Origin of the sequence: Microbacterium trichothecenolyticum (genome assembly GCF_030818955.1) — a bacterium.
In the GTDB taxonomy this organism is placed as follows: Bacteria; Actinomycetota; Actinomycetes; order Actinomycetales; family Microbacteriaceae; genus Microbacterium; species Microbacterium trichothecenolyticum_B.
This window is the reverse complement of record NZ_JAUTBF010000001.1, coordinates 3,187,191-3,205,057: the sequence shown is the minus strand read 5'-3', so window position 1 is coordinate 3,205,057 and position 17,867 is coordinate 3,187,191. Positions and strand designations below refer to the sequence as shown.

The 17,867-nt window shown below is 71.2% G+C and carries 16 protein-coding genes; 7 read left to right on the top strand and 9 right to left on the bottom strand.

The genetic code is table 11. From position 1 onward, the window contains the following. Window positions 1-31 precede the first annotated feature (31 nt). Window positions 32-1,117: an alanine dehydrogenase gene (gene ald / locus QE412_RS15080; protein ID WP_307485670.1), complete on the bottom strand. Its 1,086-nt coding sequence runs from the start codon at window positions 1,115-1,117 to the stop codon at window positions 32-34. A gap of 154 nt (window positions 1,118-1,271) precedes the next feature. Here ald and QE412_RS15075 point away from each other — a divergent pair, with 154 nt between their 5' ends. Next, window positions 1,272-1,745, top strand: coding sequence for an Lrp/AsnC family transcriptional regulator (locus QE412_RS15075; RefSeq protein WP_307485667.1), 474 nt, complete (start codon window positions 1,272-1,274; stop codon window positions 1,743-1,745). A gap of 52 nt (window positions 1,746-1,797) precedes the next feature. Here the strand turns inward: QE412_RS15075 and QE412_RS15070 are convergent, their stop codons facing one another. The 6 genes from QE412_RS15070 to QE412_RS15045 all read right to left on the bottom strand — a co-directional run bounded on the left by QE412_RS15070 (window position 1,798) and on the right by QE412_RS15045 (window position 7,257). Further along, window positions 1,798-2,289: a hypothetical protein gene (locus QE412_RS15070; RefSeq protein ID WP_307485665.1), complete on the bottom strand. Its 492-nt coding sequence runs from the start codon at window positions 2,287-2,289 to the stop codon at window positions 1,798-1,800. A 269-nt stretch (window positions 2,290-2,558) separates the two neighbouring features. Next, window positions 2,559-3,413 carry a homocysteine S-methyltransferase gene (gene mmuM, locus QE412_RS15065; RefSeq protein WP_307485663.1) on the bottom strand — a complete coding sequence of 285 codons (855 nt, stop codon included), beginning with the start codon at window positions 3,411-3,413 and terminating at the stop codon, window positions 2,559-2,561. Further along, window positions 3,410-3,916, bottom strand: coding sequence for a MarR family winged helix-turn-helix transcriptional regulator (locus QE412_RS15060; RefSeq protein ID WP_307485659.1), 507 nt, complete (start codon window positions 3,914-3,916; stop codon window positions 3,410-3,412). The genes mmuM and QE412_RS15060 overlap by 4 nt, the downstream gene beginning before the upstream one ends. A gap of 175 nt (window positions 3,917-4,091) precedes the next feature. Next, window positions 4,092-5,639 (bottom strand): tripartite tricarboxylate transporter permease, encoded by a 1,548-nt coding sequence (locus QE412_RS15055; RefSeq protein WP_307485653.1) that lies wholly within the window; start codon window positions 5,637-5,639, stop codon window positions 4,092-4,094. Further along, window positions 5,627-6,268: a tripartite tricarboxylate transporter TctB family protein gene (locus QE412_RS15050; protein WP_307485650.1), complete on the bottom strand. Its 642-nt coding sequence runs from the start codon at window positions 6,266-6,268 to the stop codon at window positions 5,627-5,629. Before QE412_RS15050 ends, QE412_RS15055 begins: the two co-directional genes overlap by 13 nt. Continuing rightward, window positions 6,265-7,257: a Bug family tripartite tricarboxylate transporter substrate binding protein gene (locus QE412_RS15045; RefSeq protein WP_307485646.1), complete on the bottom strand. Its 993-nt coding sequence runs from the start codon at window positions 7,255-7,257 to the stop codon at window positions 6,265-6,267. The genes QE412_RS15050 and QE412_RS15045 overlap by 4 nt, the downstream gene beginning before the upstream one ends. Before the next feature lie 143 nt (window positions 7,258-7,400). Between QE412_RS15045 and QE412_RS15040 the strand changes: the two genes are divergently transcribed. Both QE412_RS15040 and QE412_RS15035 read left to right on the top strand, forming a co-directional pair. Beyond that, window positions 7,401-8,633 carry an ATP-binding protein gene (locus tag QE412_RS15040; protein ID WP_307485644.1) on the top strand — a complete coding sequence of 411 codons (1,233 nt, stop codon included), beginning with the start codon at window positions 7,401-7,403 and terminating at the stop codon, window positions 8,631-8,633. Window positions 8,634-8,763: 130 nt separating this feature from the next. Next, window positions 8,764-9,477, top strand: coding sequence for a response regulator (locus QE412_RS15035; protein WP_307485640.1), 714 nt, complete (start codon window positions 8,764-8,766; stop codon window positions 9,475-9,477). A 384-nt stretch (window positions 9,478-9,861) separates the two neighbouring features. On the opposite strand, the gene QE412_RS15030 is transcribed toward QE412_RS15035, so the two are convergent. Beyond that, window positions 9,862-10,869, bottom strand: a complete 1,008-nt coding sequence (locus QE412_RS15030) for a LacI family DNA-binding transcriptional regulator (protein ID WP_307485639.1) — start codon at window positions 10,867-10,869, stop codon at window positions 9,862-9,864. A 173-nt stretch (window positions 10,870-11,042) separates the two neighbouring features. On the opposite strand from QE412_RS15030, the gene QE412_RS15025 reads away from it, so the two are divergent. Genes QE412_RS15025 through QE412_RS15010 form a run of 4 tightly spaced genes read left to right on the top strand, consistent with a single transcriptional unit; the run spans window position 11,043 to window position 16,645 of the window. Next, window positions 11,043-12,326, top strand: coding sequence for an extracellular solute-binding protein (locus QE412_RS15025; protein ID WP_307485636.1), 1,284 nt, complete (start codon window positions 11,043-11,045; stop codon window positions 12,324-12,326). Window positions 12,327-12,337: 11 nt separating this feature from the next. Beyond that, window positions 12,338-13,351: a carbohydrate ABC transporter permease gene (locus QE412_RS15020; protein WP_307485632.1), complete on the top strand. Its 1,014-nt coding sequence runs from the start codon at window positions 12,338-12,340 to the stop codon at window positions 13,349-13,351. Beyond that, window positions 13,348-14,232, top strand: a complete 885-nt coding sequence (locus QE412_RS15015; RefSeq protein ID WP_307485628.1) for a carbohydrate ABC transporter permease — start codon at window positions 13,348-13,350, stop codon at window positions 14,230-14,232. Before QE412_RS15020 ends, QE412_RS15015 begins: the two co-directional genes overlap by 4 nt. Window positions 14,233-14,239: 7 nt before the next feature. Next, window positions 14,240-16,645 (top strand): beta-xylosidase/alpha-l-arabinosidase, encoded by a 2,406-nt coding sequence (locus tag QE412_RS15010; RefSeq protein ID WP_307485626.1) that lies wholly within the window; start codon window positions 14,240-14,242, stop codon window positions 16,643-16,645. Between the two features lie 302 nt (window positions 16,646-16,947). Here the strand turns inward: QE412_RS15010 and QE412_RS15005 are convergent, their stop codons facing one another. Continuing rightward, window positions 16,948-17,829 carry a LysR family transcriptional regulator gene (locus QE412_RS15005; RefSeq protein WP_307485620.1) on the bottom strand — a complete coding sequence of 294 codons (882 nt, stop codon included), beginning with the start codon at window positions 17,827-17,829 and terminating at the stop codon, window positions 16,948-16,950. Window positions 17,830-17,867: the final 38 nt, after the last annotated feature.

Sequence of the window (17,867 nt, the reverse complement as noted above, 5' to 3'; positions counted from 1 at the left end):
GTCTTGGACGCTCAACCGCTTGAGGCGCGGGTCAGAGGTCGAATGCCGCCCGGACGGCCTCGTTCACGACCACGCCGGCGCGCACGTTCAGGCCCTTCGCGAGGGAGGGATCGGCGGATGCCGCGGCCTCCCAGCCGGCGTCGGCGATACGGGTGATGTAGGGCAGGGTCGCGTTCGAGAGCGCCCGGGTCGAGGTGTGCGGTACGGCGCCGGGCATGTTCGCGACGCAGTAGTACAGCGAGTCGTGCACGCGGAACGTCGGGGCGTCGTGGGTCGTCGGGCGTGAGCCCTCGAAGCAGCCACCTTGGTCGATGGCGATGTCGACCAGCACCGAGCCCGGCTTCATCGCCGCGACCATGTCGTCGGTGACGAGCTTGGGCGCGGCTGCTCCGGGAATGAGCACCGACCCGATCACCACGTCGGCGTCGGCGAGCTGCTCGGCGATCTCGAGACGGGTCGATGCCCGGGTCTCGATCGCGCCGCCGAAGCGCTCCTCGAGCTGCCGGAGCTTGGGCAGCGAGATGTCGACGACGGTGACGCGCGCACCGAGACCGAGGGCGTTGGCCGCAGCGTGCTCCCCCGCGACACCGCCACCGATGACGACGACCTTCGCCCGCGGGGTACCGGGGACACCGCCCGGCAGCAGGCCCCGACCACCCGAGGCGCGCAGCAGATGGTGGGCGCCCTCGATGATCGACAGACGCCCGGCGACCTCGCTCATCGGGGCGAGCAGTGGCAGCGCGCGGTCGGCGGTCTGCACGGTCTCGTAGGCGACGGCGGTGGTCCCCGCGGCGATGAGCGCGTCGGTCAACGGCCGGTCGGCGGCCAGGTGCAGGTACGTGAACAGGGTCAGGTCGGGGCGGAGGAAGCCGTACTCGGGGGCGATGGGCTCCTTGACCTTGACCAGCAGCTCGGCACGCGCCCACGTCTCGGCGGCGGTCGCGACGATCTCGGCGCCCGCAGCAACGTACTGCTCGTCGCTGAACCCGCTGCCGATGCCCGCCCCGGCCTGCACGAGCACCTCGTGACCGCGGTGCACCAGCGCGTCGACGCCGGCCGGCGTCATGGCGACACGATTCTCGTTGTTCTTGATCTCGGTGGGCACGGAGACGCGCATGGGTTCCTCCTCGGGCGGGCGACGTTGCCGGAAGAATCGCAGAACCGCGTGTTTCAACGGCGTTACGCCGCAGATTCTTCGATCGGATGCCGCGGTAGAGGCGTATTCTCGGATACTCCTGCCCTCACCGACACCGATGACCGAAGGATCTGCGATGGCCGACGACGATCTGCACCCGCACGACGCCCGCATCATCGAACTGTTGTCGGCCGATGCACGCATGACCAACGCGGCGATCGCCGAAGACCTGGGCGTCGCCCCGTCCACCGCGCACGCACGCTTGCGCGCCCTCGTCGAACGCGGACTCATCACCGGCTTCCACGCGGCGGTCGACCAGAGCCGGCTCGGCCGCGGCTTGCAGGCCATCGTCGGGGTGACGCTGCGCCCCGGCCAGCGACAGGAGAGCATCCGCGCCTTCGCGCACGAGGTGCGCCGGCACCCCGACGTCATCCAGCTGTTCTTCCTCGGCGGAGCCGACGACTTCCTCGTGCACATCGCGGTCGACGACTCCTCGGCCGTGCGCCGCTTCGTCGTCGATCACCTCTCGGCGCGGCACAGCGTGGCATCCACTCGCACCAGCATCATCTTCGAGTATCACCGCAACGCCGTGGCGGCGGACTTCGACTGAACGCCGAACGGGGCCGGCGGAATGCTCCGCCGACCCCGGGATACCGCGTCGCTCAGGACGCGACGACCGTGATGTCGAAGGTGACGCGCTGGCCGTCGGCACCGGCGATCCAGCCCTTGGTGGTCCCGGCCTTCTCGGCCGAGAAACCGGCGTTGAACGACGCCTCGTCGTCGTCGGCACCCACCGTCGCGGCGTCGAAGTGCACCACGGCGTCGTCGTCGGTCCCACCGGTTCCGGTGAAGATGCCGCCGTTCTCGACGTCGAGCACGACGATCAGCGACTGCCCCGCCACCAGCGTCACCGGCCCCTTGGCGAGGTCGGCCGGGGTGACGAACAGCGGCGCCGGCATGCCGTCGATGAACACGCCTTCCTCGTTGTCGGGGGTCACGTCTTCCTCCTGGTCGGGGGCGGGCACGCCGTCGATGAACGTGTCCTGTTCGGTCGCGGGCGTCTCGTGCGAGGCAGCGAACGCTGCGGCGCCCCCGGTCAGCAGACCCACGGCGAGGATCGAAGCGGCCACAGCGGAGAGGGTACGAATGCGCATGAGCTGCACCTTTCAGTCGACGCCGCAGCCCGTTCCGGGTGAACGAGCGATCATCGCGGCCTGTACCCCATACATGGCCACCACCCCGCCGCGTCTTTCACCTCTCGGGAAAAATTTCTCGAGGAATTCCGACACGGGGTCAGCAGCGCCCGATCGATGGCCGGTGCGACATCCGCAAGCGCTGCGCCACCCTCGTCGTGGTGCGGGGCGAGCGGAGATCCCGACAGGCTCAGCATCGTCTACCCGTCGGCGCGGAGCTCCGCGACGACTCAGCGCAGGGCGGCCGCGATGGCGGCGATGTCGGCCGGCATCGAGCGGCAGCAGCCGCCGACCAGGCGCGCGCCGGAGGCGACCCAGGCGGGGGCGGCCTCGGCCAACGGGGCGGCGCCGCCGTGCCAGGTGCGGGTCTCGGCATCCCATCGCTCCCCTGTATTGGGGTAGGCCACGAGCGGCGCCGCGGGAGCCTCGGCGAGCGCGGGCAGCACCGTGCCGGGCGCGCAGCAGTTGACGCCGACGGCGAGCACACCGGGGACGGATGCCGCGACGGCCAGCGCCGCGGAGCGGGAGCCGGGGGTCGCGAAACCGGTGCTGTCGCCCGAGAGACTCACGAAGGCGGGCAGGCCGAGCTCGGCGAGCTCGAGGGCGAGGGCCTCGACTTCGACCGGAGAGGGGATCGTCTCGACCGCGAGCAGGTCGGCGCCGGCCTCGGCGAGCACGTGCAGGCGGCGACGGTGGGCCGCACGCAGCTGGGCGACGCTCAGCCCGTACTCCCCGGTGTATTCGCTGCCGTCGGCGCGGAGCGCCCCGATGGGTCCCACGGATGCCGCGACCCACGCGTCGGCGGCGTCACGGGCGAGCGCGACCGATCGGCGCAGCAGGGTGTCGATCTCGGCATCCGGAATCGGGCCACCGAAGCCCACCTGGTACGACGAGGTGATGAGCACCTCGGCGCCCGCCGCGGCGAAGGCGGCGTGCGCCGCGCGGATCTCGTCGGGATCGTCGCGCAGCACCTGCGCCGACCACAGGGCCGACGACACGTCGTGGCCGCGGACCTCGAGCAGGGTGCCGAGTCCGCCGTCGAGCACGACGGGCCGTTCGGCGATCGCCGCGGAGAGGGCGGTCACGCCTCGTGCGTCTCGCCTGCCGCGAGCACGCGCAGGGCGCTGGCGAGAAGGGCCTGATCGTTGCGAGGGACGTCGCGCAGGGCGTCGGCCTCGAGACGGACGAGCTCGGTCATCGCGGCGTCGACGCGCTCGATGCCCTCGGGGGTGATCGCGACGAGGATGGCGCGCCCGTCGGAGGGATTGGGGCGGCGGTGCACGAGACCGCGCTCGGCGAGCTTGTCGAGGCGGTTGGTCATCGCGGCGCTGCCGATCATCGTGGCCGTGATCAGGCGCGTGGCGCTGAGCTCGGTGCCGGCGCGACGCAGGACCGCGAGCACGTCGAACTCCCACACGGCGATGTCGGCACTGGCGAAGGCCTTGGCGCGCAGCTTCGACAGGTGGAAGGCGGCGCGGCGCAGGCGCGACATGACGTCGAGGGGGGTGAGGTCGACGTCGGGCAGCAACTGCGACCACGCGTCGATGAGGAGATCGACCTCGTCGTCTTTGCTGCTGGCGCTGGTCACCCTTCGACGGTACCGGAGGCCAAGGGTGGTGCGGCGCGCGACGGGCGGGGCGTCGGGGGGTTCGAGCCCGTTGAGCGTCCAGAACACGCCGCAACGGAAGGACCGACGCGGCGTGTTCCGGACACTCAACGGGGTGGGGGCGGGGGGCGGGGCGGGGGGCGGGGCGGGGGGCGCGTCAGCGGCGGGCGGTGGGGAGAGGGGCGTCGCGGCGGGCGGCGGGCTCGCGGCGCGCGTGGCGGGCGTGCTGCAGGACGCTGACCGTCACGATGATCGCGAGCAGGGCGTACAGCACGATCGTCAGCGGCGACGAGACGAAGATCGTCGGGTCGCCCTCCGACACGGCGAGCGCGCGGCGCATCTGCGTCTCGGCCATCGGTCCGAGGATCGCGGCGATGAGCACCGGAGCGAGCGGGATCGAGAAGCGTCGCATGACGAACCCGACGACGCCGATCGCCAGCGCCAGCCACAGGTCGACCACGCGCGAGGCGATGGCGTACACGCCGAGCATCGCGACGACCGTGATGCCCGCGTACAGGTAGTGGCGCGGGATCAGCAGCAGCTTCGCCCACACGGCGGCGAACGGCAGGTTGATGATCAGCAGCATGATGAGGCCCAGGAACAGGCTCGCCAGCAGTGGCCACACCAGGTCGCCCGAGCGCTCGAAGAGCAGGGGGCCGGGCTGCATCCCGTACTGCTGGAACGCGGCGATCATCATCGCGGCCGTCGCCGAGGTCGGCAGGCCCAGGCCGAGGAGGGCGCCCATCGCCGAACCCGCGGTCGCGTTGCCGGCGGCCTCGGGGGCGGCGACGCCCTGAATCGCCCCGCGTGAGCCGAAGTCGGTGTCACCGCGGCGGCGCGCGAGGCGCTTCTCGGTGCCGTAGGCGAGGAACGTCGGCACCTCGGAGCCGCCCACCGGGATCGCACCGAACGGCACGCCGAACGCGGTGCCGCGCAGGAATGCGGGCAGGGCCTGACGCCACTCGCGCTTCGACAGCAGCGGCGAGCCACTGGGGGCGACGAGCTTGCCCGGTGCGCCGGCGCGGCGGATGTGACCCGAGACGTGCAGCACCTCGCCGATCGCGAGCAGACCGACGGTGATCACGATGATCGAGATGCCGTCGAAGAACACGGGGCTGCCGCCGGTGAAGCGCTCGGCTCCCGTCATCGCGTCGATGCCGACGAGGGCGAGGGCGAAGCCGAGGCCCAGCGCGACCAGACCCCGCACGATCGAGTCGGCGACGACGGCCGAGATGGCGACGAACGCGAAGACGGCGAGCGCGAAGTACTCCGCCGGGCCGAAGACCTTGGCCAGTTCGACGATGTAGGGGGCGAAGAACACCACCAGCACGCACGCGATGGTGCCGCCGATGAACGCCCCGATCGCCGAGGTGCCGAGGGCCTTCGCCGCTCTGCCGCTCTTGGCCATGCGATGGCCCTCGAACGTCGTGGCGATCGCCGAGGAATTGCCGGGGGTGTTCAGCAAGATGCCGGCGGTGGAATCTCCGAACAGACCGCCGAAGTAGATGGACGCGAACATGATGAACGCGCCGGTGGGGTCGAGGCTGAAGGTGACGGGCAGCAGCAGCGCCACCGCCATGGCCGAGCCGAGGCCCGGGAGCACGCCCACGGCAGTGCCGAGGATCGCCCCGATGACGAGGAACAGGAGGTTCTGCGGCGTGAACGCGACCGCGAACCCGTCGGCGAGGTTGATCAGCTGATCCACGGCGAGAGTCCTTCCAGGATGCCGGCGGGAAGCGACAGGCCGAGCCCTGCGCCGAACGCGAGCTGGACGAGAGACGACACGATCACCGAGACACCGATGTCGAGCAGGGGTCGGCGGCTGCCGAACGCCCACGAGATGACCCAGAAGAGCGCGGCGGCCGAGAGGATCCAGCCGAGCACGGGCAGCACCACGATGAAGCCGGCGAGACCCGCCACGGTGATGCCGAGCGTGCGCCAGTCGACGGCGGCCGGCTTCGCGCTCGACGTGACGTCTTCGGGCGAGACGATGCGGATCTCCCCCGTCTCGTCGATCGCGCCGAGGTCCTCGAGCATCTCGTTCGAGATCTCGACGGGATCGTCGGCCACGTGCGCGCGCCGCGACGTGCGCAGCACCTCGACGAGCAGACCGACCCCGGCGAGCCAGAGGAAGCCGCTCACCAGCATCGGGAAGAACTGCGGACCGGGGAAGGCCACGTCGGTGGGCACCCGCATGGTCGCGGTGCCGTACGTCAGGAACGCGGCGAGCACGAAGACGCCCGCGACGACCACCAGCTCGCTGCGGCCGGTGTACCAGCGCGGGGTGCGCTGCACGCGCAGGGATCCCGTGGTGAGGGTGGACGGTTCGGTCACAGACCCAGCTCCTTCATGATCGCGGTGGTGCGTTCGGTCTCTTCCGACAGGTATGCGGCGAACTCGTCGCCGGCGAGGAAGCTGTCGACCCAGCTGTTGCGGGCGAGCACCTCCTGCCAGGCGTCGGTCTCCCGCATCTCGGATGCCATGGCCACCAGCTCCGCGCGCACCTCGTCGTCGATGCCCGGGGGCGCCACCAGCCCGCGCCAGTTCGACATCGCGACGTCGACGCCCTGCTCGCGGAAGGCCGGCACGTCGACGTCGTCGAGGGGTTCCTCGGCCGAGAGCGCGAGGGCGCGGAGGTTGCCCGACTCGATCTGGTCGCGGAAGTCGTTGTAGCCCGAGAGCCCGGCCTGCGTGGTGTGGGACAGGAGCGAGGTGACGACCTCGCCGCCACCCGGGTAGGCGAGGTAGTTCACGCGCTGCGGGTCGATGCCGCCCTGCTGGGCGAGCATGCCGGCGAGCAGATGGTCGATGCCGCCGAGCGAGCCGCCCGCGATCGCGGTGCCCTCGGGGTCGGCGAGGAATGCCTGCATGAAGTCGTCGAGCGTCTGGAAGGGCGAGTCGCCCGGTACGACCAGCACGTTGAAGTCGTCGGCGAGACGCACGATGGGCCGCACGTCCTCGAGGCTCACGGGCGACCGGTTGACGATGACCCCACCCACCATCACGCCGCCGGTGACGAGCATGATGTCGTGACGGTCACCCATCTCGGCGACGGCGCCGAGGCCGATGGTCCCTGCGGCCCCCGGGATGTTCATCACCTGCACGGCCCCGGCGATGCCCTCCTCGCGCATGACCTGCTGGGCCTCGCGGCCGAAGGTGTCCCATCCGCCGCCGGGGGCGGCGGGCGCCACGATGGTGAGCTTCGTGCGGGGGTTGGCCACGCCTCCGGTCGCGGCGGCGCTGAGGCTCGCTGTCACGAACAGGGCGGCGGCGGCGACACCCACGATCGCTCCGGTGATCCGCTTTCGCGCTGTTGACTGCATCGTCGCCCTCCCGGGACATCGTCGTTTCCGGATGAGAAGCTAGGTTGTCAGCGCCTCTCCCCCGGTGGCGCGCTCGGGAGCCTTTGCGCTCTTTGATGCTCACGACGACCCGCTCACGAAGCGCCGCGCACGAGGAGGTGCCCATGTCGACCGTCCGGTCCGAGCGCGCCCCCGTGCGGGTGCGCCTCGCGGTGCTGCTGGCGCTGCAGTGCACCGTCGTCCTCGTGTGCGTGCTCGCGACGACCCTCGTCGCGATGAGCGTGCAGGAGCGCAGCATCCGCGCGGCCACCGAGGAACGCGTGCTCGACGTGGCCGCGAGCCTCGTGGAGCTCGACCAGGTGCGGGGCGCCGTGCTGCTCGACACCGCCGCCGCCACCGCAGAGCTGCAGCCTCTCGCCGACGTCGTGGCCGCGGCATCCGGAGTCGACTACGTCGTGGTCACCGATGCCCGCGGCATCCGGCTGACCCACCCGAATCCCGCCGAGCGGGGGCGGAGCGTGTCGACGGATGCCACGGCGGTGCTGGCCGGAGAGACGTTCCTGGGCACCGAGACCGGCACGATCGGGCCGAGCCTGCGGGCGAAGGTGCCCGTGCGTTCCGAGGACGGAGACGTCGTCGGTACCGCCTCGGTCGGCGTGCTCGAGTCCGAGATCTCGCGCAGCTTCGACGAGGCCGTCGGCGGCATGCTGCCGTGGGTCGCGGGGTCGATCGTGCTCGGCGTCGTCTTGAGCGGCCTGCTGACCGCGGCCCTTCGCCGGCGCGTGCGGCGTCTCGAAGCCGACGCGCGCGAACTCGAGACCCAGCGGCGCATCTCCGGCGCGCTCCGCGACCAGACGCACGAGTTCCACACGCGCCTGCACGTGATCCGCGGGCTCGTCGCCGAGGGCGAGACCGGCGACGCGCTCACCTACATCGGCGGGCTCGCGCCCGTGGCATCCGGTCTGGCGATCGACGATCCGGCGCTGCGGGCACTGCTGGACGGGCTGGTCTCGGAACTGCCGGGACTGCGCGTGGACCCCGCGAGCCTCGCGCCGCGCGGGTCGGTCGACGACGAGGTGCTCACCGTGGTGGGCAACCTCGTGCGCAACGCCGCCGAGGCCGCGGGGCCCGCCGGGCGGATCGACCTGCTCGTCCTCGCGGGCGCCGAGCGACTCACGATCGACATCGCCGACGACGGGCCGGGCGTCGCCCCCGCCGACGTGACGCGCATCTTCGACCGCGGCGTGAGCTCGAAGGCGGCGTCGGGACGCGGTGTGGGGCTCGACCTCGTGCGCCGCATCGCGGGCGCGCGCGGCGGCTCGATCACGGTCGGGCGCTCGGCATCGGGCGGGGCGCGGTTCACCGTGGAGCTGCCGACCGCGGGGGTGCGGGCATGACCGGCGGCGCCTTCTCGTGCGCATGCACGCGTTCACCCGCGTCGGCAAGCGTCGAGTGTCCACAACACGCCGCCGCACGTCGGGAGATGCGGCGTGTTCTGGACGCTCAACCGAGCGGGAAGGGGCGGGCATGAACCCGGATGCCGTGATCCGCACCGTCATCGTCGACGACGACCCGGCGGTGGTGCGGTTGCACACCGCCTACCTCGACGCGCTGCCGGGGTTCCGCCTGGTGGGAACCGCCCGGACCGGCGCCGCGGGGGCGGCGCTCGCGGCGGGGACCGACGTCGACCTCGTGCTGCTCGACATGAACCTGCCCGACTTCAGCGGGGTCGAGGTGCTGCACCGGCTGCGACTCGTGCGGGAGTGGGACGTCGACGTGCTCGTGATCAGCTCGGCGCGCGACACCCTGACGATCCGTCAGGCCGCGGCCGCGCACGTGGTCGGCTACCTCGCCAAGCCGTTCACGAAGGAGGCGTTCGTGCGCCGACTCGACGAGTACCGACGCGGGCGGGCCGAGCGCCCCGCCGAGGTGCCCGTGAGCATGGGCCAGGGCGACATCGACCGGCTGGTGGGGCCGGCAACTGCTCCCGGGCGTGCGGTCGCGGCATCCGGTCCCCTCCTGCCCAAGGGCCTCGTCGAGTCGACCATGCACACCGTCCGTGCGGCGCTGCACCCCGTGACCCCGGCGAGCGCGCGCGACATCGCCGCCGCGTCGGGCGCATCACGGGCGACGGTACGGCGGTACCTCGACGTGCTCGTCGCGCGCGGCGAGGTCGACGTCTCGCACCGCTTCGGCGCTCGAGGCCGGCCCGAGGTGCTGTACCGGCTCGCCGCGCGCTGAGCCGATCACCCCCCTGCTGTGTCGCTGCCCGTTGAGTGTCCGCGACACGCCGCGCCGGGCCTGCCCAGCCGCGGCGCCGCCCGTTGAGTGTCCGCAACACGCCGCACCGAGCCTGCCCAGCCGCGGCGCTGCTCGTTGAGTGTCCACAACACGCCGCACCACCCGCACCCGCGCGGCGTTTCCTGGACACTCAACACGGCCCGGCCCGCGACACCGGCGCCAGCCGACTCAGCGCGCGCCGAACTCGACCGGCGCCACCCCGGCGGGGCGCCGCCCGTTGACTGTCCACAACACACCGCGCCAAGCCTCCCCAGCCCCGGCGCCGCCCATTCAGTGTCCACAACACGCCGCACCACCCGCGCACGCGCGGCGTTTCCTGGACACTCAACACGGCCTGCCCCGCGGCGGCGCCGTGGTGCCGCGAGCGACGAGGCGCGTGGGCAGCTCGATGTGCGTCTGCGGCAGCTTCTCACCCGCGAGCAGGGCGAGCACCATGCGCACGGCCTCGGCGCCGAGGCGCTTCATCGGCTGCCGCACGGTCGTCAGGGCGGGCTGGGCGCGGGCGGCCTCGGGCACGTCGTCGAATCCCACGACCGAGAGGTCGTCCGGCACACGCAGCCCGCGCGCGGCGGCGACGTCGATGATCGACAGGGCGGAGAGGTCGTTCGCCGCGAACACCGCCGTGGGCGGGTCGTCGAGCGACAGCATGGCCTCGGCGGCTTCGCGGGCCACGTCCTGCTCGTACCGACCGACGCCCACGAGGGCGGGATCGAAGGGGATGCCGGCGGCCGACAGCCCCGCGCGGTACCCGGACGCACGCGCCACCGCCGAGCGCAGGTCAGGACGGCCGGCGATGAAGCCGATGCGACGGTGGCCCAGCTGCACGAGGTAGTGCACCGCCTGTTGCGCGCCGGTGAAGCTGTCGGATTCGACCGTGGGCAGATCGCCCCGGCCGGTGTGCGGGTCAATCGCGACGATGGGCACCTCGCCGGCGACGTTCACCACCGTGGGGGTGACGATGATCGCCGCGTCGATGAGCGTGCCGCTGAGACGGCTGAGCGAGCGGCGCTCCCAGCCCTCGCCGTCGCGACGGGCGCCGGTGTACGCGAGCAGGTCGTACCCGGTGTCGGAGAGCGCTCCCCCGACGCCCTTGAGGATCTCCGCCGAGAACGGCTCGATGTCGGCGACGAGCACGCCGATCACCCCGGTGCGGCGCGAGCGCATGCTGCTCGCAACGAGGCTGGACTCATAGCCGAGGTGCTTCACGGCATCCAGGACCCGGCCCACCGTCTCGGGCGAAACCCCGTAGCGGCCGTTGACGGCTTTCGACACCGTGGCGACCGAGACACCGGCCGCCGCGGCGACGTCGTGGATGGTCGCGCGCCTCGTCATGGCATCCGACCCTAGCGTGGAAAACATTTTCGAAAACGTTTGACGCTCGCGAGGCCGCGGGCAACACTGCTCAGAACCTGGGGCCACCGCACCGCCCCGCAGACGGCATCGATGCCGATGACAACCGAAGCCTCCCTCGCGGACGCACCTCGACGAAGAGAAACGGGAATCACATGAACACGCGCAGAATCCTCGCCGGCGCAGCCCTCGCCGTCGCCGGCACCCTCGCCCTCGGCGGATGCGCCGGTGGCGGCGGCGGACAGAACGCCGACGGCAACACCACCCTCACCCTCTGGCACAACTCGACCACGGGTGACGGCAAGAAGTATTGGGAAGACACCGCGGCCGCGTTCGAAGAGGCCAACCCCGGCGTCACCGTCGAGATCCAGGCCGTGCAGAACGAGGAGATGGACGGCAAGCTGCAGACCGCCCTGAACTCCGGCGACGCCCCCGACCTGTTCGTGGCGCGCGGCGGCGGCAAGCTCGCCGACATCGTCGAGGCGGGGCAGGCGATGGACCTCACCGACAAGATCTCGGCGGATGCCAAGACCGCCCTCGGCACCTCGCTCGACGCGTTCGCGGTCGACGGCAAGAACTACGGGATGCCCGTCGCCGTGCTCCCCTCGGGCATCTTCACCTCGCAGGATCTGCTGACCGCCGCGGGCGTCACCCAGGCCCCCGCCACGATCTCCGACCTGGAGGCAGCGAACGAGAGGATCCGCGCCACCGGCGTCGCCCCCATCGCCGTGGGCGCGAAGGACGCGTGGCCGGCCGCCCACTGGTACTACAACTTCGCGCTGCGCGCCTGCTCGAAGGACGTGCTCGACACCGCCGCCGAGAGCCGCAGCTTCGACGACCCGTGCTGGCTCGAAGCGGGCGAGAACCTGCAGTCGTTCCTTCAGACGCAGCCGTTCAACGAGGGCTTCCTGACCACGGCTGCTCAGCAGGGCGCCGGCTCCTCGGCCGGGCTGCTCGCCAACCACCAGGCCGCCATGGAGCTCATGGGCGCGTGGAACCCCGGCGTGATCGCCTCGCTCACCCCCGACGAGCAGCCCCTGGCCGACCTCGGCTGGTTCCCCTTCCCCGAGGTCCCCGGCGGTGACGGCGAGCCCGGCGCCATCATGGGCGGCGTCGACGGCTACTCGTGCTGGGTCAACGCCCCCGCGCAGTGCACCGACTTCCTCAACTTCCTCGTGAACAAGGAGAACCAGGAGCGCTACGCCGACGCCTTCCAGACGATCCCCGCCTCGAGCGAGGCGACGGATGCCGTCACCACCCCCGCCCTGCAGTCCGCGCTGCAGGCGTACACCGACGCCCCCTACGTCTCGGTCTGGCTCGACACGCTCTACGGGCAGAACGTCGGCAACGCGCTGAACGTCGCGGTCGTCGATCTCTTCGCCGGCAAGGGCAGCCCGCAGGGCATCGTCGACGCCGTCAACGCCGCCGCCTCGCGCTGAGGACACCGGCCATGACCACCCAGCTCGCCGCTTCGGCGACGGATGCCGGGGCTCGCCGCCCGGTCGGGGAGGGCGCCACCCGCGCCGCCTCGGCCGGGCGGTCGCCCGCCCGGCGCCGACTCGAGAACTGGCGCATCCGCGGCGAACTCGCGATCCTCCTGGGCCCCGCCCTGGTGGTGTTCGTGTCGTTCGTCATCCTGCCGGTCGCCCTCGCGGCCTACTACGGCTTCTACAAGTGGTCGGGTTTCGGCACCCCCACCGACTTCGTCGGCATCCGCAACTACGTCACGATCCTCACCGACCCGGCGTTCCACGAGGCGCTCGGGCACAACGCGTTCATCGTCGTCGGATCTCTCGTCCTGCAGGGCCCGCTCGCGCTGGGCCTGGCGCTGCTGCTGAACCGCAAGATGCGGGCGCAGTCGCTCATCCGCGTGCTGATCTTCGTGCCCTACGTCATCTCCGAGGTCGTCGTCGGCCTCGGCTGGGGCCTGATGCTGCAGTCGGGTGGAGCGCTCAACGGGGCGCTCGAGAAGATCGGGCTCGGCACGCTCCGCGCCGACTGGATCTCCGACCCGGCGCTGGCGATCTGGACCCTGCTCATCATCATCACGTGGAAGTACATCGGCTTCGCCGTGATCCTCTTCCTCGCCGGTCTCCAGGGTATTCCGGAAGAGCTCAGCGAGGCCGCCGCGATCGACGGTGCGTCCTACTGGCAGATCCAGCGTCACATCGTGCTGCCGCTGATGGGACCCACCATCCGCATCTGGGCGTTCCTGTCGATCATCGGGTCGCTGCAGCTGTTCGACCTGGTCTGGATCATCTGGGGCCAGTACGTGGCCTCCACCGCGGGCACCTCCACCATGGCCACCTACATGGTCGCCAACGGCCGCAACGCCGGCAGCTTCGGCTACGGCAGCGCGGTGGCCGTGGTGATGTTCCTCATCTCGCTCGCCGTCGCCCTCGTGTACCAGCGCTTCGTGCTGCGTCGCGACACCGACGGCGCCCTCACCGGAGGCTCGAAATGACCGCCACCGCCACCCTCGTGACGCCTCGCGGCGCAAGGCCCCCGCGTCGACGCCCCGCCGGGGCGAACCGCGGCAGCTCGGTGATGGTCGGCTTCGTCGCGCTGCTGCTCATCGGCATGATGCTCGCTCCGGTCGTGTACATCATCCTCGGCGGCTTCCGCTCGAACGCCGAGATCACGGTCGACCCGGCTGGCTTCCCGAGCGTCTGGAACTGGCAGAACTACTCCGAGGTGCTCGGCAGCAGCGTGTTCTGGGGCCAGGTCGCCAACTCGGCGATCGCCGCGATCGCAACGACCGTCTTCGTCGTGGCCCTGGGACTCATGGCCGCCTACGCGCTGTCGCGCTACCGCTTCCGCGGCCGCGGCGCCGTGTACGCGCTGTTCACGGCGGGGCTGATGTTTCCGATGACCGTCGCGATCACGCCGCTGTACATCCTCGTACGCAACCTCGGCCTGATGAACTCGCTCGCCGGCGTCATCGTGCCGCAGATCGCGTTCGCGCTGCCCTTGACGATCATCATCCTGTCGCCGTTCCTCGCCGCGATCCCGAGAGAACTGCAGGAGGCGTCGTCGATCGACGGCCTCGGCCGCCTCGGGTTCTTCTGGCGCATGGTGCTGCCGCTCGCAGTTCCCGCGGTGGTGACGGTCGGCATCCTGGCCTTCGTCAACAGCTGGAACTCGTACATGCTGCCGCTGTTCATCCTCAACAACGAAGCCGCGTACACGCTGCCGCTCGGGACGCAGGCGTTCGCCTCGCAGTACTCGGTCGACACCGCGCGCGTGCTCGCGTTCACCTCTCTGTCGATGATCCCCGCTCTGCTGTTCTTCAGCGTGTTCGAGCGGCGCATCGTCGGCGGCCTGACCGGCGCCGTGAAGGGCTGATCCGACCATGACCATCCAGAACACCGACGTCGGCGCTGCCCTCGCCCCCGGGATCTCGCCGCGCGTTCACGCACTCGTCGCCGAGATGACCCTCGATGAGAAGCTCGCGCAACTCGTCGGCTACTGGGTCGACCAGGGCGACGAGGTCGTCGCCCCGCTCTCGGGAGAGAAGGTCACGACCGCCGCCTACACGGATGCCACGGTGCACGGCCTCGGCCACCTCACCCGCGTCTACGGCACGCGGCCGGTCCACCCGATCGAGCGCGCGCAGTGGCTGTGGGGCGAGCAGAGGCGTCTGCAGACCGAGACGCGCCTCGGCATCCCGGCCCTCGTGCACGAGGAGTGCCTCACCGGGTTCGCGGCGTGGAAGGCCGCGACCTTCCCGACGCCGCTCGCGTGGGGCGCCTCGTTCGATCCGGAGACGATCGAGCTCATGGCATCCACCATCGGCCGCTCGATGCGCGACCTCGGCGTGCACCAGGGGCTCGCGCCCGTGCTCGACGTGGTGCGCGACGCGCGGTGGGGGCGCGTCGACGAGTGCATCGCCGAGGACCCGTACGTGGTCGGCACGATCGGCACCGCGTACGTGCGGGGTCTGCAGGGCGCCGGCGTCCACGCGACGCTGAAGCACTTCGTCGGGTACTCCGGCTCGCGGGCCGGCCGCAATCACGCCCCCGTGCACGCCGGACAGCGCGAGCTGCAGGACGTCTTCCTGCCGCCGTTCGAGATGGCCGTGCGCGACGGCGGCGTGCGCAGCGTCATGAACTCGTACGCCGAGATCGACGGCGTGCCCGTCGCCTCGTCGCGCGAGCTGCTCACCGATCTGCTGCGGGGCCGGTGGGGCTTCGACGGCACCGTCGTCTCCGACTATTTCGCGGTGGAGTTCCTCCGCTCGATGCACGGCATCGCCGGCTCCCTCGGCGAGGCGGCGCAGCTGGCCCTCGAGGCCGGGATCGACGTGGAGCTGCCCGGCCCCGACGCGTATCCGCAGCTGGCCGAGCGGGTGGCATCCGGAGCCCTTCCGGAGGCCGTGGTCGACCGCGCCGTCGCGCGCGTGCTCGCCGAGAAGGAGGACCTCGGACTCCTGGATGCCGACTTCACCGACGCCCCGACCGAGATCGACCTCGACGACGCCGAACACCGGGCGCTCGCTTACCGTCTCGCTCTCGAGAGCGTGGTGCTGCTGCGCAACGACGACGTGCTGCCGCTTCGCGCGCCGGGACGCATCGCGGTGATCGGGCCGAACGCCGACAGCGGCGAGGCACTGATGGGCTGCTACTCGTTCGCGAATCACGTGCTCGCCCATCACCCCGGCGTTCCGCTCGGGTTCTCGCTGCCGACGGTGCGCGAGGCTCTGGCTTCGCGGTTCGGGGCGGTTTCGTACGCCGCGGGCTGTGCCGTCGAGGGTTCCGACACCTCCGGTTTCGCGGAGGCCGTCGCCACAGCGCAGGATGCCGACGTCGCGATCGTCGTCGTCGGCGACCGCGCCGGGCTCTTCGGCCGCGGCACCGTCGGCGAGGGCAACGACGCCGACTCGCTCGAGCTGCCGGGCGTGCAGCGCCAGCTCGTCGAGGCCGTCGTCGCGACGGGCACCCCGGTGGTGCTCGTGCTGCTGACCGGGCGACCGTACGCTCTGGGCTGGGCGCTCGACGGCGCCTCCGGCCCCGCCGCGGTGCTGCAAGCCTTCTTCCCCGGAGAGGAGGGCGCGTCCGCACTCGCGGCATTGCTGGCGGGGGATGCCACCCCCTCGGGGCGCCTGCCCGTCTCGCTCCCCCGGTCGGCCGGCGCGCAGCCGTACTCGTACCTGCACCCGATCCTCGGCGGCCCCTCGGGCGTGACGAGCACCGACTCGACCCCGGTGCGACCGTTCGGGTTCGGGCTGTCGTACACGACGTTCGAGCGCGGGGAGTTGCGGGTAGACGGGGTGCCGGCGCGCGAGGTCGGGGTCCCGGCGTCCGGAACAACCGCCGAGGTGCGCGCGGGCGCCAGCGGCGTCGCGGCGGACGAGGTGCCGGGCTCCGGAACCGTCGCCGAAGTGCGCGCGGGCGACGCCTTCACGGTGTCGGCTCGTGTGACCAATACCGGAGCCCGGCACGGCGCCGACGTCGTGCAGGTGTACGCGCACCGCGCCGTGGCCAGCGTGACGCGGCCGGTCGCACAGCTCGTCGCATACGCCCGGGTCGAGCTCGAGCCCGGCGAGAGCGCCGAGGTGCGCTTCACGGTGCCCGCGTCGCGGCTGGCCTACAGCGACCGCGCGTTCCGTCGCGTGGTAGAGCCCGGCGAGGTGGAGCTGCGGCTCGGGCCCTCGTGCGCGGCGGTCGACGAGGCGGTGGCGCTGCGGGTCACCGGGCCGGTGTACGAGCTGAGCGTGAACGATGCGCGCGTGGCCGACGTGGAGGTGCGGCGGGGTTGAGGCGCGGGCGCGGTGCGAAACGGTCGACAGCCGTTTCGCACCGCGTTCGACTTTCGCACCGGGGTTTCGCATCGCGCTCCCCCGCGGGATTCCGGGCGTCACAGCGCCGGCGGGAGGCGTTGCCGCGGGTGGTGCGAAAGCGATCGGTTTTGCGCCATCCAACACTCTTCTACCTCAGGGCGTGCGGTTGGAGTGGAATCAACACGTTCCTGCTCGACGAACCCGACCGCATCCAGTCGGTGTAAGCGGTGTTCGATTCCGACGCCTTGGCCGCTCAGCTGTGACGCTTCTCCCTGTGTCGGTCATGCGACGGCGTCGAACGCGGCGACGAGCTCTCTAACGGCTCGGGACGGGCGGGGCTCACTGATCCAGACGAGAAGCTTGCGCAGCCGGATCGGAGGATCGAGCGGGAGGACACGTGCGCCGCGAGCGGCTTCGTACGTTTCAGCGCTCCCGACTGTGAGCGCTGCGCCGAGGCCTGCTAGCGCAAGCGCCACGTGCAGAGATGCGTCGTTCGTCGTGTATGGGAAGTGCAGCTCTGCACCGGTGCGACGTGCGGCATCGGCTATGAGCGCGCCGATGCCGCTCTCCGACGGGTACGAGACGGTGAGCTCGGCGCTGACGTCCGTAAGGCGGAGCGGACCTGTGCTGTGCTCGCCCGAAGATGCGGGCCGGACGACGACCAGATCTTCTTCAAGAAGCAGGCGAGTGCCGAGGTAGTGAGGAAGCGCTCGAGATGGCTCGGCGATCACGACCGCGTCGAGGCTTCGATCCATGAGCTTTTTCAGGAGGACGCCGCTGGTTCCATCCCTCAGACGCAACTCGAGAAAGGGATGCCGCTGGCGAACCACGCCCATCGCGGCGGGAAAAGCGGTGACCTCCAAGCCATCGACGACGCCGAGGTTCAAGCCGCCAGTGAGCCGGCCCGCTCGCTCATCGGCGGCATTGCGTAAGTCTTCGACTGCATTCAGCGCGCGCCGTGCGGACGGCAGGAGTGAGCGCCCGCTCGGAGTCAGACTGACACCCCGGCTACTCCGCTCGAACAGGGGAGTGAGGAGTTCGCGCTCGAGCTTGCCCACCTGCTGACTGACCGATGGTTGTGCAATACCCAGACGGTCTGCCGCGCGGCTGAACGACCCTTCGTCGGCGACCGCCGCGAAGCACTCCAGGGCGCGAAGATCCATTCTTCGCAGTATAGGCGACGCCTATACAAAGAAGAGAA